Consider the following 14,747-nt stretch of genomic DNA (forward strand, 5'->3'; position numbering starts at 1 on the left):
TTTCTTTACACATTGTCCGGATCGTGTTTTCTGATAGTACACAACACAAACATGTTTGTCTATGAGAATTATTATAGGCCCCTCCATATCCGCTGTCAATAGATTATTTCTGGAGATATGCGGCTTTTGTCCTTCTTAAAAAGACAAAGGTATTTGTAATTTTTATTTTTTTCTACTTATACCTGTAAAGTAAACACCTGGGACAAACATTTCAAAGCAGAAAATAAAAGCAGCCCCGCCGGTTGATCTTACCCAGCGGAGCTGCCTAATATATCAGTACTTACGGATTTACCTTTTCTCTAAATACCTGTTTGCCGTCTTTCATTTCGATAACTACGGCGCTCTTAACCGGATTATGGTTTTCATCCAACGTCAACACACCGGTTACAACCTGCAGGTCTTTGGTCTTTTCCAGAGCGTCTCTGATTTTGCCCGGATCATCACTGCCGGCCCGTTTGATCGCGTCGATCAACATGAGCGCCGTGTCATAGCCAAGTGCTGCTAAAGCGCTGGGAGCTTCGTTGTACTCTTTCTTATAGGCTTCCACAAATTTCACAACACGGGGATCTTTGTCTTCCGGTGAATAGTGATTGCTGAAGAAACCGTTATTTAAAGCGGCTGCACCGGCAATTTCCACCAGTTTGGAATCATCCCAACCGTCGGTGCCGAGCAGCGGCACAGTAATACCTAATTCACGAGCCTGTTTGTTAATCTTGCCAACCTCTTCATAATAGGCCGGAATGAACACAACATCAGGATTCATCCCTTTAATTTTAGTCAAAGTAGCTTTAAAGTCCTGGTCCTTTTGCAAGAAAGCTTCCTTGCCGATAATCTGTCCGCCGTTTTTCGTGAAAGCGGCTTCAAAAGATTCGGACAAACCCTTGGAATAGTCGGAGCTGCTGTCAATATAGATGACCGCTGTTTTGGCTTTCAGTGTTTTAGCCGCAAAGTTTGCCATAACCTGGCCCTGGAAAGGATCAATGAAGCAGCCGCGGAAAGCATAGGGTCTAACTTGGCCGTTATCTACCGTAATGTTAGGATTGGTTCCGGTCGGGGTAATAATCGGCACTTTGTTATCCTGGCCGATTTGCAGCGTGGCCAGTACGTCAGAACTGGTTACCGGACCTAATACGGCCGATACTTTGTCCTGGGTGATCAGCTTGGTTACCGCATTGGCCGCTTCGGAAGGCTCCGATTTATTATCGGCCTGAACCAGCACTAATTTCTTACCGTTAACACCGCCGGCTTCATTAACTTCTTTAAAAGCAAGCATAATACCATTGACCGTCTGTTTGCCGAAGTTAGCAACACCGCCGGTTAACTCAAAATTGGCCCCGATTTTAATTTCCTTTGAATCGGAACCCGTTGAGGAACCGCAGCCGGCTACCAAACCTGTTACCATGACGGCACTCAACAGCAACCCCATCCATTTTTTTCTCATCTTTTCATCTCCCCCTAAAATTGGCTAACCCGCTGCCTAACTCATTCCGCTGCTTTCACTGCCGTCCCGGACCGCTCCGAACCAGGACTCACATATCAGTAATGGAGCTGCCGCCACTCCCCTCCGGCACACAACAACCGGCTGCGATGCATTCCACTATGTAGCAGACGACAGCAATGTTTACACATTTACCGCCTTTTTTCAGAACGAGTACTCTCTAAACAAACCTTTGTTTATGAAAATTATTATATTCGCCCCATCAGGCGGCTGTCAATCAATTTTTTGTTTTATTTATACACATTTGTCCTTTCTTAAAATACATTCATCTAGTGGTCTGGCCTTTTTGATTGTCTGTACTGCCATTGAAAGCAACTTAATACAAATCGGGCCGCCGGTGCTGCAAAAGCGGCAGCTCTTGCCGAACCTTCTGCAGCCTGGTCAAATCAACCGCAACACAAAGCAGCTCTTCCTGGCTGCCGCATTGACCAAGCGGTTCGCCCCAAGGGTCCACCACCAGGGAGTGGCCGTAAGGCTGATAGGCGGCACCCGGTGTGGCCGCTGGCGACACTCCTACCGTAAACACTTGATTGTCCACGGCCCGTGCCCGGAGCAGCAGTTCCCAGTGAACCGGTCCGGTAACCGGACTAAAGGCGGCAGGATATATCAGAATATCCGCTCCCTGCAGTACCATCGCACGGGCCAACTCCGGGAACCGTAAATCATAGCAAATAGCCACCCCCAGGCGCAGTCCGTCAACCGTCAGGACTGTCCCGGCATTGCCGGCGGTGATAACCGCCGACTCCTGAAATTGCGTCCCCTGAGCAATCGCTATGTCAAACAAATGGACTTTCCGGTGCTTGCCCAGTAAACTGCCATTCCGGTCAAAAACAAAACAGGTGTTATAAATCCTTCCCGCGCTGTCCCGTTCGGGAATCGAGCCGCCCACCAGCACAACACGGTGCCGGGCCGCCAGAGCTCCCAACAATTGAAGCGTTTCACCATGGGGATAGCTTTCGGCGTAGGCGGCGAACAGTTCGGTCTGATAAGGGCAGTTAAACATTTCCGGCAGTATCACAATCCGGCAGCCCCGGACAGCGGCTGCCGCCACATAGGCTGCCGCTGTTTTCAGGTTTTCCTTCTTTTCTTCCACAACCGGCATCTGGCAGATGCCCAGGTTAACGGTAGGCATGACTTTCCCTCCCTTTTCTCTATCTTCCTTTATTTTACATGCCTTGTAAACCTTTTTTAACGAAAAAAACCGGACTCAGCAAGCTGAGTCCGGTTTAAAGAACCACTGATTTATTCACACCGCCCATCCTGGCGGATCTTTTTCTTGCCTGGCCGACTCATTAAATCAGCGGTTCCCTAGTCACACTATTAAAGAATAATCGGTTCGTTATTTTCGTACATGCTCCAAATACCGCAGGGGCAGATACCGGCGCAAATACCACAGCCGATGCACTTTTTCGAATCGGAAACATATTCGAAACCACCGTCGGAAAGCGCCACCCGTTTGATGGCCCGCTCGGGACAGGATTTTTCGCACATATGACAGTCACGGCAGGTACCGCAGCTAATACAACGGTTATGGTCCTCGTTGGCTTCCGGCAAATCGCAGGAATGGCATTTTTCAAAGTAAGCCGTGCTCAATTTAGCGGCAGGCACTTTTTCCTTTTTCTGCAGCGGCTTGAATTCAGCTTGCGTCAAATAGGCATGTACTGCCTGTACAGCCTGGTTCGCCGCGCCGATGGCATCGACCAGACGGCCGGGCTTCACGGTATCACCGGCAGTAAATATGCCTTCGGCGATTTTGTAGTCAGGACCTACTTTCAGGCATCCTCGCTCAATGGCGATGCCTTCCGGCAGAAAATCCAGCTCAGGCGCATCGCCGATATTGATGATGACCGTATCAGCCTTGATCAGTTCGCCGGCCTGGGTGATGATCCCTTCAGCCGTGATTTCCTTGGTGTATACCGGCCACAAAAGCATGCCGCCCATTTCTTCCACATGGGCGATTTCCTTCTCGTCGGCGGCCGGCCGCTGTACGTCGATACAGGTGACCTGCTCGGCTCCCATCTGATAGGCGCCGACAGCCGCGTCCATGCCGGAGTTACCGCAGCCAATAACCACGACCCGTTTACCCACTTTATAATGTTTTCCCTTATTAATGGTTTTCAGGAATTCAATCCCCTTGATAATCCGTTCATGACCGGGCCAGGGAACGACCTTGCCGATATGACCGCCAGTTGCTACGACTACGGCATCATGGTTTGCCCTGATCTCGGCGAATTTTGCCTTATCCACCTTGGTGTCGGTGATAAAGGTTACACCCATAGCTTCAATCCGTTTTAATTCTCTGGTCAGCGTTTCATGGGGCAGACGGCCGCGGGGAATAACCTGTTCCATCTTACCGCCCATATGGGAGTCGGCTTCAAAAACGGTCACTTTATGCCCCAGGCGGCTAAGCTGCCAGGCCGCCGTCAAACCGGCGGCACCGCCGCCGATAATACCGATGGTTTTGCCGGTCTCTTCCGCCGTTTTATCTAAGTCGGTCATGACCGAGTAAGTTCCCAGCCTGCCGATTTGCGCCGAAATATCAATATTCCGGCGGGTACATTCATCCATACACAGATTGGGACATACCGCGCCGCACACCGAGCCGGGGAAGGGAGTATACTCCAGCACCAACCGGTAAGCCTCCTCAATCCTGCCTTCCCGCAACAGGTTAAACCGCTGCTGTGACGGGATAGACGCCGGACAGTTGAACTCGCAAGGCGCGGCATAGCGGCCATTTTCCCAGGCGGGAACCCGCTGCCGGTAGGTTGACGTCGTCACCAAACCGACTACTTTGAAATCGTCTTTATATACATCGCTGAAAATACCGCCTGGCACCCATTTGTCCATGCGGAAGGAATAGGTGTCGCTGGCGGCTTTTTTCGGCCGCTCATCATAGGTCAGGGGGACTACTTTGCTCCACTGATCCCAGACGCTCAGCTCGGCTTCCAGCTCCGGCCGGTCGATGGAACCTAAGAAGTCCTGCATGTTACCGCTCAGGTAAGCAATGTCCTCTTCTTCCAGCGGCAGTACCTTTACATCCTTTTGGGAAATGCCCAGGGCCGTACCCCGGAAATACAACGTACCGCCGACCATACCCATGCAGGAACGGTCGCCCAGCACCGAAGCGAACTCTTCGCTGTCATAACCGCAAACCACGGCAATACCGCCGCCCATAAATTCAAAGGAGAAGCTGCCGCAGTTTTTCAAAACCCAAAATTCCGGCGGTGCATACAGGGGGTCATGCTTCATTAGCGAGCCGGAACGGGTTCCGGCCCGGCCGCCCACATAAATCTTGCCGGCTGCCGCACAGTGCGCCGTAGTGTCGCCGCCGTCACCTTTAACAACAATCTTGCCGCCGGCGTTCAGCCAACCCACATCGGCTGAGGCAGAACCTTCGACGATGATCTCAGTGCCTTCCAGGCACATTGAGCCTACCCGCTGCCCCGGATTGGTCACATAAAACCGCAGCGTCTTGCCTTCCGGGTGCCATAGGGGCCCGCCAATATCGTGCTGACCGGCCGCTTCTATCTGAAAATCCGTTTCTCCGTTAGCCAATGCATTGTTAATGGCCTGTAGGAGGTCCTGGGTAGACATACGGTCATTCCCATTAATTGCGCTTATTTTAAACATAATGCTCCCCCTCCTAGCATACGTACTGGATGCCCAGTTTTTCGGCTACCGCATCATCTTTGCTCACCAAAGCATCCGAACGTCCTACCGGTAATGAACTGTTGCCGATAGGCGCCATCATTTTTTTCATTTCGCTGTCCAGTGCCAGCATGTAGTCTACAATATTCTGCGCCGCCTTATCAATATCCAGGCGCTTAACCAGCCGCGGGTCCTGCGTACAAATGCCGGTCGGGCATTTACCGGTGCTGCAGGAGTTGCAGCGGCCCTGTTCATTGCCGATACAGCCGCACAGCTGGATCAGGACTTTTCCCATAAATACGCCATTGGCGCCCAAACAGATCATCTTGAAGGCATCGGCCGCCGCATTGCCGGTCAGACCGATACCGCCACCGGCCCACAACGGAATTTGTCCCTGCCGCCCCTGATTGACAGCTGCCAAATAGCAGTCACGCAGCTTGGATACAATATGATGGCCCGTGTGGTCCAGCGACACTTCGTTGGCCGCACCGGTGCCACCCTGAATGCCGTCCAGGAAGAACCCGCCGCAAATGCGGTATGGATCACGCAGCAGATTGTTATATACCGAAACCGAAGTAGCCGAAGCAGCACACTTGATCGCCACAGGCACCCGGAATTTGAAGGCCGCGTTCATCGACATAAACATCTTCTGCACCGATTCCTCGATGGAATACAGGCCTTGATGGTTAGGCGGTGACAGCAGGTCGGCCTTGGGCACACCGCGAATCGCCTGAATGTGCTCCGCCACCTTGGCAGCCGGCAAGAGGCCTCCGTCGCCCGGTTTTGCTCCCTGGCCGATCTTGATCAGTATGCCGGCCGGGTCGACTTTCATTTTAGGCATAGCCTTGATAATACGGTTCCAGCCAAAGTGACCGGACGCGATTTGTAAAATCACATATTTCAAATATTCCGATTCCATCAGCTTAACAGGCATGCCGCCTTCGCCGGAACACATCCGCACAGGCAGGTGATGCTTTTCATTTAGATAAGCCGTCGCCATGCACACCGCTTCCCAGGCACGGGTAGACAGCGCTCCGATGGACATATCACTCAGGATAACCGGGAATATCCAGTTTACCGGCGGTGTTTTACCGGCAAAAGATAACTCACCGTTGTTTACCGAAAAGGGTAGTTGGCTGGCCGGCAGAACGCGGCCGAAGGGAGCCAGAATATCGAAGGTATGACGTTCCGAATCCAGCGACGGGTCGGTCATCTGAGAAATACGGCCGATTACGATTTTATCTAACGTACGGTCGGCATTCAGATTAGTCCGTCCACCCCGTTTAATGGAGTTGCCGCCGCTGCGGGCCAGCAGGTTGAAGCGGCTGTCCACATTGCGCACCGGCCGGATCGCCCGGTTGGGACAGACTTTTTCGCACATGCCGCAACCCACGCAAGCCTGGGCCACACTGTTTTTCTGTTTAATCACCGGAATAGCGGCGTGACGCTGGGTCGGCTCCGGCTGCCGCGCCGTGGAAACGGTCATCGAGCGGCGTTCGACTGTAGCCTCAATCGCCTTAAATGTGCAGGCAGCCACGCAACTGCCGCACATGGTACACCGTTCGGTGGAGTATTCGATTTTCCAGGGCAAATCATTGACAGTTACGTCCTGGGTTCTTACTGTTTCCATCGCTGCACCTCCAAGTCTTCCGTAATGACAACGACTTCGCGTTCATTCGGGTAAATATCGGCCTCTTTGTTGCGGTTGGGCAGAATCACATTCAAGCCGCAGACTTCCGAGGCAATCGCCATCGTCGTATCATCACCGCCGACAACAACAGGCCGCAATTTTTTGGAATCGCAGCAGGTCATCATATTGCCGTCTGGCAGCAGGGCAATAATCGTATTCGGTCCGTTTATCTCCAAATGCCCCAATGATTGCCTAATGGCCGTTAGCTCCGCTTTATCGGGGCGCTGTTCGATTTCGTCAAAGGGCAGCGGCGTAATGACATGTTTATAGTACTTAATCGGCCACTTCAGTTCATGCAACACATAATGCAGCGTATATAAGAAGTTTTGCGAGTCCGATTCAAAACCGATATAGCCCCGGTGCAGTGATTTCTGATATTCCTTGTTCTTGGTATAGAAGGTATTCTCACCATTGGCGCACAGGGTATAGCCCTGCAGAAAGAACGGATGCGCCGCGTAACGGACAATATCATAGTTGGTGTTCTGTCTACATTGCACCACAATGTTCTTAGCCAGCAGGCTGTCATTCTTGTCCCACAGTTTAAAATAGGTGGCAATATCACGGGGATCGCCGATTTCTTTCAAGGTCAATACATCAGGCCAGAAAGAGTAGGCATAGCCCTGATTGTCTTTTTCTAAAATAGCGCGTAAAGCCAGCCGCACGTCTAAGAGCAGCTCTTCCTTTTCCTTCTGGCTGGCGCCGCTGAAATGTTCCGGATAATCATAAGCCCGGAAGATATAATACGGCATGGCCTTAATATCCAGACCCGGCTGACGGTTGCCCCGCGGAATCCATTCAAATACAGGCTGGAAATCGTGCGCTTCCATATAGTCCTCCACCAGCTTGGCTCCCTTTTGTGTACAGGCCAGTGATAATAAGGGCTTATCCTTGTACTTGGCAAACATTCCGTCCAGATCCTGCATCACCATAGCAAACCCGGAATTATCATGTCCTTCCTGTTGGGGCAGCATTAAATACAATGCGTCAGAAGGATGAAACGGCACTTTGCTTTTAATAGCACCAATTCGGCACATAGGTATTCCACCTCTCCCATAAATAAAAATAAAGCATAAAAAAATAAACCCTGCGAAAAGTACCGGAACTTGTTTTCCAGGACCTTCCGCCGGGTTTTTTATACCAACGGTGTAGCACAGCGCTAACCCTTATGCAAGGTGCCACGCTGCACCTGTGCCGCTCGGTCCAGACCGCTAACGCGCGGAACCCTAGGCACACTCCTTAAAACTGTGTCTATTATCAGCACAGTACTATATAATGCTATCCTTATTATAAAAACGAAATGTTATACTGTCAATATGCATATTAAAATAAAGTTTATTCTGATAAATCCTATGTTTCCAGGCTTAGCAGAGTTATTGTCTTTATGTTATATGAATATTTATTCATCCCTTGTCATCCCTTGTCATTCCTTGCACCTTTTACACATATCCATGTTTCATAGTATTCTTGTACTTTCCGGATGAACTTTTGTATGAATAAGTTTAACAATGTATTGAATTGTTTTTCGGTATACAGTTTAATTTAAACACGCGGCGCTCTTACTTCAGACTGTATGTATATAAATTTTAGTATAAATTGCCTTTCTCCTGTATAAGAAATAAATACCATACATATACTGATAGCAAATTACCTAATGAGGAGCGCCTATGCTAAATAAAGTTTTTCGATTGCCGCAACCTTCCACTGAATGCAAGTGCAATGTTCAAGACCCTACCGCGACCTACACGATTGCAATGAATATCCGCAACCTGTTGCAAGAAAGCCAGGAAAATCACCAAAATGTCATCGTTCTTTGCATTGGCACTGACCGTTCCACCGGTGACTCGCTCGGTCCCTTGACAGGCACCAAGCTGCGTTCCCTCAATTTACATCCCCATATTTTCGGTACCTTAGATCAACCGGTTCATGCCACCAATCTGCAGGACGTCATTCAACAGATCACCACAAGCTTTGTCGACCCCTATATCATTGCCGTAGATGCCTGCCTGGGTAAAAGCGAAAATGTCGGCTATGTGTCCTTAGGCAAAGGCTCGGTAAAACCGGGCGCCGCCGTAAAGAAGGACCTGCCGCCGGTCGGCCATGCCTATATTACCGGCATCGTCAACGTAGGTGGTTTCATGGAACATTTGGTACTGCAAAGCACACGTCTCAGTCTGGTGATGAAAATGGCCGACACGATTGCCTATGGCATTTCCTTCGGGCTCCGGGGCGCCGGAAATGCCGCCCGAATATGAGAACAGCTAAATAAAAGCACGGTAACCCTCAGCGGCTACCGTGCTTTTGTTTATTTCTTACCGTTCTTAGTGCTAGTGGCGGCAGCTTCTCCCTGGGCCTGCAGGCTTTCATAGCGCATCTCGCAGGCTCCCTTAAAGGTAGCTCCCTCGGCAATCATTAACACACTTACCTTTATATCACCATTCAGTTTAGCCGTGGGCAGCAGCTCCAGCTTCTCCTGTATCTCAATATTGCCCTGAACGGCTCCGGCAACCACGGCATTGCGCGCCTTAATTTGTCCTGTGATGCAGCCGTTTTCACCGATCACCACATCGCCAAAGGAAACCACATCCCCCTCCAGCCTGCCGTCAATCCGTATGCCGGCATTAGCAGTCACCGTTCCCTTGATCGAAGTTTCTCTGCCAATAATTGTCTCTACCTGCTGTTCGATTCCTAATGATTTTTTGCTACCAAACATGTTCATCTCTCCCGCACTGTGCCTGTCCTTAGTCTGTATACAAAAGACGTCACCTGTTATAAAAATTTATCGGGGTTTACTGCCGTGCCGTTCACACGAACTTCATAATGCACATGGGTCCCGGTACTTAAGCCGGTGCTGCCCATATAGGCAACCACCTGGCCCTTTTTCACGTAATCCCCGCTTTTTACCAGAAGCTGTGAACAATGTCCGTACAAGGTAACAATTCCGTTGCCGTGATCGACTTCAACCAGCTTGCCATAGCCGCTTGACCAATCACTATGCACCACTGTACCGTCAGCCGTAGCCACAATCGGCGTCCCGTAATCGCTGGCAATGTCAATCCCCGGATGGTAGTCACTGCCCCGGCCCCAGGGTGAACTACGATAGCCAAAGCGGGAAGTCACCTGACCGTTGGCCGGCCAAATGGATGGCGTCACCGCTGCCCTGGCCTGTTTCGCCAGCAGCTCTTCTTTCAGTGCCAGCAAGCTTTGCTCCCGGGCCGCCATATTTTTCTTCAGATCTTCCAGTGTTTGTCCCATCTCTTCCAAAGAAGGAGGATTGGGACCGCCCTGGCCGGTATATTGAGCCGACCCGGGTGTCATACGGGTTAGGCCGGCGCGGGAAGTGCTGCCGTTATCATTTTCATTTACGATATGGCGGATTTCCGCGTCAAGCGTATTGAGTCTTTCCATGTCTTGCTCCAACGCAGCCGTCGACTTGGCTAAATCCTCAATCTGCTTGACCTGGGAACCATTCACTTGCTTTAACTGTTCCAGTTCGGCCTTTTCCATACCGGCCGTAACCGTCGTGTGGCGATAGCTGACAACACCGCCGATCACTACAACAACCAGCAGGCATAAGGCAGCGGCCAGGCACTTAATTGCCAGGATGGGCACATGGATGCTGCGCACGCCTGCCTGTCCATGATGAGGTACAAGCATAAACGTGTATTCTCGCCGATCAGGCTTCTTCACTTGCTTTGTCAATAAACACACTCCTTTCTTTTCTGTTAAGAAGAGGAAACAACCCGACAGACATAAATATACCCGGCGGCTAGCTCCGTTACTGCCGCCGTGGCGTTAGCCGGGGTTATCCGGTTTTACTATCCGAAGCTATATTGTAAAAATGTATTCTCTCTTAAACCCCAAATTCCTGCAAAGAAATAAAAATTAAGGTTATTTTTTCCATGCCTGTTCCAAGGCCGCTTTTTCTTCCTCGGTTAAAAAATACTGAGACTGGCAGTTGGCAATGGGTTTAGCATAAGTTCGCGACTCATTGCGCCCAAATATGTTGGATATAACAACACCATTATTCTGGGCATCCAGCAGGGCAATAGCAAAGCTAAGGTCACTGCCGGTATCTTCAAAAGCGTTAAACCGGACAATCCCGACTTTTTGGACACAATTGCGGGTTATGCCTTCCAGGTTGCGGCAGGAAGCCGACAGACTGTCCACCCGCTTTACAGCGTCCCGGACCTCTTCAATATGAGTAAGTAAAAGCTTTTCCAGATTGGCCCCTTCCACGCCCTGCATCAATTTACGATACCGTCTGTTCATCCGGGAAAGCTTGATATTAATATTGATAAAAACAATAAGTGCCAAACAGATCATTGCGGTCATAAACAGCAGCACACCCTGCAAATTCGCAGCAATCCAGGCTGTAAGCTCTCCAATATAGTCCATGTCTCATCAAATCCTCTCTCGTTTCTTTCTATTTTAACCACAAAGCCGTAACAACGGCAGCTACCGGAATAGCCGGCAACAGATTAGCTACTTTAACGGTCTTAAGCTTAAGCATCAACAGGCTGATTCCAACAATGAGCACGCCGCCTACCGCCGTCATTTCGGTAATAATGGCGTCCGACAAGATCGAACTGCAGATTCCCGCCAGTAGGGTAATGCTCCCCTGATACAATAAAATAGACACACCCGATAACGCCACCCCAATCCCCATAGTCGATGAAAATACCATGGAAAAAACACCATCCAGCATGGATTTCGCATAAAGAGTCGAAGCATCTCCCGTCAGCCCGTCCTGAATCGAGCCGACAACCGCCATAGCACCTACACAAAATACCAGGCTGGCTGTAACAAAGCCCTGCCCGGCATCACCGTACTGATCGCCCAGCCGACGGCTGATCCAAGCACCCAGCCGGTTCAGCCACCGGTCAATATCAATCTTTTCTCCCACTAAGCCGCCGAGGCCCAGACTAATAATAACAATCAGTATATTTTGCGTCTTTAAAGCCATCTGTAGTCCAATTAGACCCACCGCCATCCCCAGACCATGGGTTACAGTCAATTGATAGCGCTCGGGAATGCCTTTTTTCAAGACCATCCCGACCAGCGAGCCAGCGACTACAGCCGCCACGTTTACCAATGTCCCTTTCACACACTTCGCCTCTTCTCCACTCTATCCCAGCAATTATTATCCGGTAAGAATTATTTCTTCTTATTTCCTATATTCATTTACCCTGCGGCTAAACAGGCTGGTTAATCTAAAGACTCTCCCTACGTCAGTGATTAGTCGTCCAAAATGCTCCGGGCTGCGGGAAACGGTCGCAAGGCCCGCGGCAAAATACCATGAACCCAGGCAATAAGAACGCCGTAATTGACAATAGGCACATTGGCCTGGCGGGCAACAGACAGCCGGTATAGCATTTCCCGCCGCGTCAGCATACAGGAGCCACAATGGACAATCAGCTTATAGGAGGATAGATCCGGCGGAAATTCGCCACCCGATACCCAGCTAAATTCCAGCTCACCGCCTATCCGCTGCCGCAACCAGCGGGGAATTTTAACCTTGCCAATATCATCGGCCTGACGATGATGGGTACAAGCCTCGGCAATTACTACCCGATCTCCCGGCTGCAGCCTGTCAATGGCCTTGGCGCCACTCACCAGGGTCTCTAAATCCCCCTTATGTCGGGCAAATAAAATGGAGAAAGAAGTAAGCATAATCTCCGGTGGCGTATCGGCATCTACCTTGAGAAACTCCTGGGAGTCGGTTACTACAAGCCGGGGTGGCTTACGTAAGTTTTCCAGGGCCTCTTTTAATTCCCGCTCTTTAACAACCAGACTATAAGCATCATGATCAAGAATATCGCGAATGGTTTGAACTTGTGGCAAAATCAGCCTTCCCTTGGGGGCTGCCAGATCAATGGGTACAACTAAGACGACCGTGTCGCCGGGATTTAGTAAATCACCGATAACCGGCATGCTGTCCCAATCACCGGGAGCCTGCTTGATAATTTGTTGCTTTACCTGTTCAAGTCCCATGTGCTCTACAGCACTTACCGGAACCAGGTAAAGCGCCAGCGCTTTACCCCATTCCTCCAGCTTGCTCTGGCTAAATGCCGCCGTATCCACTTTGTTCAATACGCCGACTAAAGGAATCCCCCGTTCCCGGATAGCAGCCGCAATGGTCTGCTCATAAGTGGACACACCGGTTTCTGCCGATAAGACTAAAATAGCCAGATCCGTTTTAGTCAGCACCTGCATCGTCTTTTCTACCCGCAGTGTGCCCAGGGTTCCTTCATCATCAATGCCGGCCGTATCAATCATCATCACCGGTCCCAGCGGCAGCATCTCCATCGCCTTATAAACCGGATCGGCCGTTGTGCCTGGTACAGCTGATACCAAAGCAATACTCTGACTGGTCAGCGCATTGATCAAACTGGATTTCCCCACATTGCGCCGGCCAAACATGGCAATGTGCAAACGATTTCCTTTTGGTGTATCCTGCATGTCTCATTCCACCCTGTAACTGAATATTAATACTTCTCAGCGCCGCTGCAACGGCATAGTCATATTATGCGGATCAAGGATTCTATCTACTTCCTCCGGTTCCAACAATTGCATATCCCGCACCACCGCAGCCACTGGCCGACCGCTGGCCGTCGCTTGCCGGACAACGGCGGTTGCCGTGTCATAACCAAGATAAGGCACCAGCGCCGTGACACTAATCAGGCTGTTTTCCAAATTATTGCGGCAAACAGCCTGGTTTGCCCTAATACCGGCCACACAAAGCGAACCAAAAATTGTGACACTTTGGGTCAGAATATCAATACTTGACAATAAATGATGGGCAATCAACGGCAAAAAAGCATTCAGTTCCAGTTGTCCGGCCTGAGCTGCCAGCGTAATCGCCGTATCGGAAGCAATCACATGAAAAGATGCCTGATTGACAGCCTCCGGGATGATCGGATTGACTTTCCCCGGCATGAGGGAGGAACCGGCCTGACGTTCGGGCAGACAAATTTCGGCCAAACCGGCTCTGGGGCCAGAGGCAAGCAATCGTAAATCATTGGCGATTTTACCGATATTAACCGCTAAAGCCTTCAAAAGTCCGGATACTTCGACAAACACGTCGGCATTTTGCGTTATATCTATCATATTCTCCGCCCGGGCCATGCCAAATTTCGCATACTGACGAACCCGGTCATTCACCCGGTAAATATACTGCCAATCAGCCGCCAGGCCGGTTCCGACCGCCGTGCCGCCCAGATTCACCTGTCTTAGCCGTTCTTCCACTTTATATAAGCGCCAACGATCCCTCGCTACCGCTTGGGCATAGGCGCTGAATTCCTGGCCTAACATAATGGGTACAGCATCCTGCAGCTCAGTTCTGCCGACTTTAATGACCGAAGCGAACTCTGCTTCCTTATCCTGAAAAATCTGCTGCAACCGGGCACAGGCCTCGCTTAAAGGCTTTAACAACCATACCGCTGCCATTCGCAGCGCTGTAGGATAAACATCATTGGTCGATTGTTGCTTATTTACATGATTTAACGGATGTACCCGCTCATAGTCGCCTTTTTTTCCACCCAGCAGTTCAATGGCCCGATTGGCCAGAACCTCATTGACGTTCATATTAGTTGATGTCCCGGCGCCCCCTTGCAGCGCATCTACAACAAAGGCTTCCCGCAAACCACCGGCCAGCACTTCTTCAGCGGCAACGGCAATCGCCTGAGCAACCTCTTGCGGGATATGACCCAGTTCCCCGTTAACTTCGGCTGCTGCCTTCTTGATTACCACCAGTGCTTCCAGCAGTTTAGGGTGAACCTTATAACCGCTGATCGGAAAATTTTCCAATGCCCGCAACGTATGTATGCCATAGTATGCTTCATCAGCAATCTCTTTACTGCCTAGCAGATCTTTTTCCCAGCGCATGGAGTCCTCCTCTAGTGTAGTAGCAAA

General features: G+C 50.5%; 12 protein-coding genes. 1 reads left to right on the forward strand and 11 read right to left on the reverse strand.

Annotated features, from left to right (window positions below; all coding sequences use genetic code 11):
• Positions 1 to 280: 280 nt before the first annotated feature.
• From BMW43_RS16635 to BMW43_RS16655, 5 genes are all read right to left on the reverse strand, one after another.
• Positions 281 to 1,441 carry an ABC transporter substrate-binding protein gene (locus BMW43_RS16635; RefSeq protein WP_091750253.1) on the reverse strand — a complete coding sequence of 387 codons (1,161 nt, stop codon included), beginning with the start codon at positions 1,439 to 1,441 and terminating at the stop codon, positions 281 to 283.
• Positions 1,442 to 1,814: 373 nt separating this feature from the next.
• Positions 1,815 to 2,630, reverse strand: coding sequence for a carbon-nitrogen hydrolase family protein (locus tag BMW43_RS16640; protein WP_091750257.1), 816 nt, complete (start codon positions 2,628 to 2,630; stop codon positions 1,815 to 1,817).
• A gap of 188 nt (positions 2,631 to 2,818) precedes the next feature.
• Positions 2,819 to 5,128, reverse strand: coding sequence for an FAD-dependent oxidoreductase (locus BMW43_RS16645; RefSeq protein WP_091750260.1), 2,310 nt, complete (start codon positions 5,126 to 5,128; stop codon positions 2,819 to 2,821).
• 13 nt (positions 5,129 to 5,141) lie between these two features.
• Positions 5,142 to 6,776 (reverse strand): glutamate synthase-related protein, encoded by a 1,635-nt coding sequence (locus BMW43_RS16650; RefSeq protein WP_091750263.1) that lies wholly within the window; start codon positions 6,774 to 6,776, stop codon positions 5,142 to 5,144.
• Positions 6,764 to 7,870, reverse strand: coding sequence for a class II glutamine amidotransferase domain-containing protein (locus tag BMW43_RS16655; protein WP_091750266.1), 1,107 nt, complete (start codon positions 7,868 to 7,870; stop codon positions 6,764 to 6,766). Before BMW43_RS16655 ends, BMW43_RS16650 begins: the two co-directional genes overlap by 13 nt.
• A gap of 630 nt (positions 7,871 to 8,500) precedes the next feature.
• On the opposite strand from BMW43_RS16655, the gene yyaC reads away from it, so the two are divergent.
• The gene (gene yyaC, locus BMW43_RS16660) at positions 8,501 to 9,088 is read left to right on the forward strand and encodes a spore protease YyaC (RefSeq protein WP_091750269.1); all 588 of its coding nucleotides are present in this window, start codon (positions 8,501 to 8,503) and stop codon (positions 9,086 to 9,088) included.
• 50 nt (positions 9,089 to 9,138) lie between these two features.
• On the opposite strand, the gene BMW43_RS16665 is transcribed toward yyaC, so the two are convergent.
• The 6 genes from BMW43_RS16665 to BMW43_RS16690 form a co-directional block, all read right to left on the reverse strand.
• The gene (locus BMW43_RS16665; RefSeq protein ID WP_091750272.1) at positions 9,139 to 9,546 is read right to left on the reverse strand and encodes a bactofilin family protein; all 408 of its coding nucleotides are present in this window, start codon (positions 9,544 to 9,546) and stop codon (positions 9,139 to 9,141) included.
• Between the two features lie 56 nt (positions 9,547 to 9,602).
• Complete coding sequence (locus BMW43_RS16670) at positions 9,603 to 10,544, reverse strand: M23 family metallopeptidase (RefSeq protein ID WP_245732560.1); 942 nt, start codon at positions 10,542 to 10,544, stop codon at positions 9,603 to 9,605.
• A gap of 180 nt (positions 10,545 to 10,724) precedes the next feature.
• Positions 10,725 to 11,231 carry a DUF4446 family protein gene (locus tag BMW43_RS16675; RefSeq protein WP_091750277.1) on the reverse strand — a complete coding sequence of 169 codons (507 nt, stop codon included), beginning with the start codon at positions 11,229 to 11,231 and terminating at the stop codon, positions 10,725 to 10,727.
• 28 nt (positions 11,232 to 11,259) lie between these two features.
• Complete coding sequence (locus tag BMW43_RS16680; RefSeq protein WP_091750280.1) at positions 11,260 to 11,940, reverse strand: DUF554 domain-containing protein; 681 nt, start codon at positions 11,938 to 11,940, stop codon at positions 11,260 to 11,262.
• A 131-nt stretch (positions 11,941 to 12,071) separates the two neighbouring features.
• A complete protein-coding gene (gene hydF / locus BMW43_RS16685) occupies positions 12,072 to 13,295 on the reverse strand; it encodes a [FeFe] hydrogenase H-cluster maturation GTPase HydF (protein WP_091750283.1) in 1,224 nt (407 codons plus the stop codon).
• Positions 13,296 to 13,331: 36 nt separating this feature from the next.
• Positions 13,332 to 14,720, reverse strand: coding sequence for an aspartate ammonia-lyase (locus tag BMW43_RS16690; RefSeq protein ID WP_091750286.1), 1,389 nt, complete (start codon positions 14,718 to 14,720; stop codon positions 13,332 to 13,334).
• Between the last annotated feature and the right edge of the window lie 27 nt (positions 14,721 to 14,747).

The sequence above is a fragment of the Propionispora vibrioides genome (assembly GCF_900110485.1).
Classification (GTDB): Bacteria; Bacillota; Negativicutes; order Propionisporales; family Propionisporaceae; genus Propionispora; species Propionispora vibrioides.

Excerpts from the sequence above, each read along its gene's own strand:
- BMW43_RS16690 (WP_091750286.1), bottom strand. The coding sequence starts at position 14,720 with ATGCGCTGGGAAAAAGATCTGCTAGGCAGTAAAGAGATTGCTGATGAA.
- BMW43_RS16640 (WP_091750257.1), bottom strand. The coding sequence starts at position 2,630 with ATGCCTACCGTTAACCTGGGCATCTGCCAGATGCCGGTTGTGGAAGAA.
- yyaC (WP_091750269.1), top strand. The coding sequence starts at position 8,501 with ATGCTAAATAAAGTTTTTCGATTGCCGCAACCTTCCACTGAATGCAAG.
- BMW43_RS16675 (WP_091750277.1), bottom strand. The coding sequence starts at position 11,231 with ATGGACTATATTGGAGAGCTTACAGCCTGGATTGCTGCGAATTTGCAG.
- hydF (WP_091750283.1), bottom strand. The coding sequence starts at position 13,295 with ATGCAGGATACACCAAAAGGAAATCGTTTGCACATTGCCATGTTTGGC.
- BMW43_RS16665 (WP_091750272.1), bottom strand. The coding sequence starts at position 9,546 with ATGTTTGGTAGCAAAAAATCATTAGGAATCGAACAGCAGGTAGAGACA.
- BMW43_RS16650 (WP_091750263.1), bottom strand. The coding sequence starts at position 6,776 with ATGGAAACAGTAAGAACCCAGGACGTAACTGTCAATGATTTGCCCTGG.
- BMW43_RS16635 (WP_091750253.1), bottom strand. The coding sequence starts at position 1,441 with ATGAGAAAAAAATGGATGGGGTTGCTGTTGAGTGCCGTCATGGTAACA.
- BMW43_RS16655 (WP_091750266.1), bottom strand. The coding sequence starts at position 7,870 with ATGTGCCGAATTGGTGCTATTAAAAGCAAAGTGCCGTTTCATCCTTCT.
- BMW43_RS16645 (WP_091750260.1), bottom strand. The coding sequence starts at position 5,128 with ATGTTTAAAATAAGCGCAATTAATGGGAATGACCGTATGTCTACCCAG.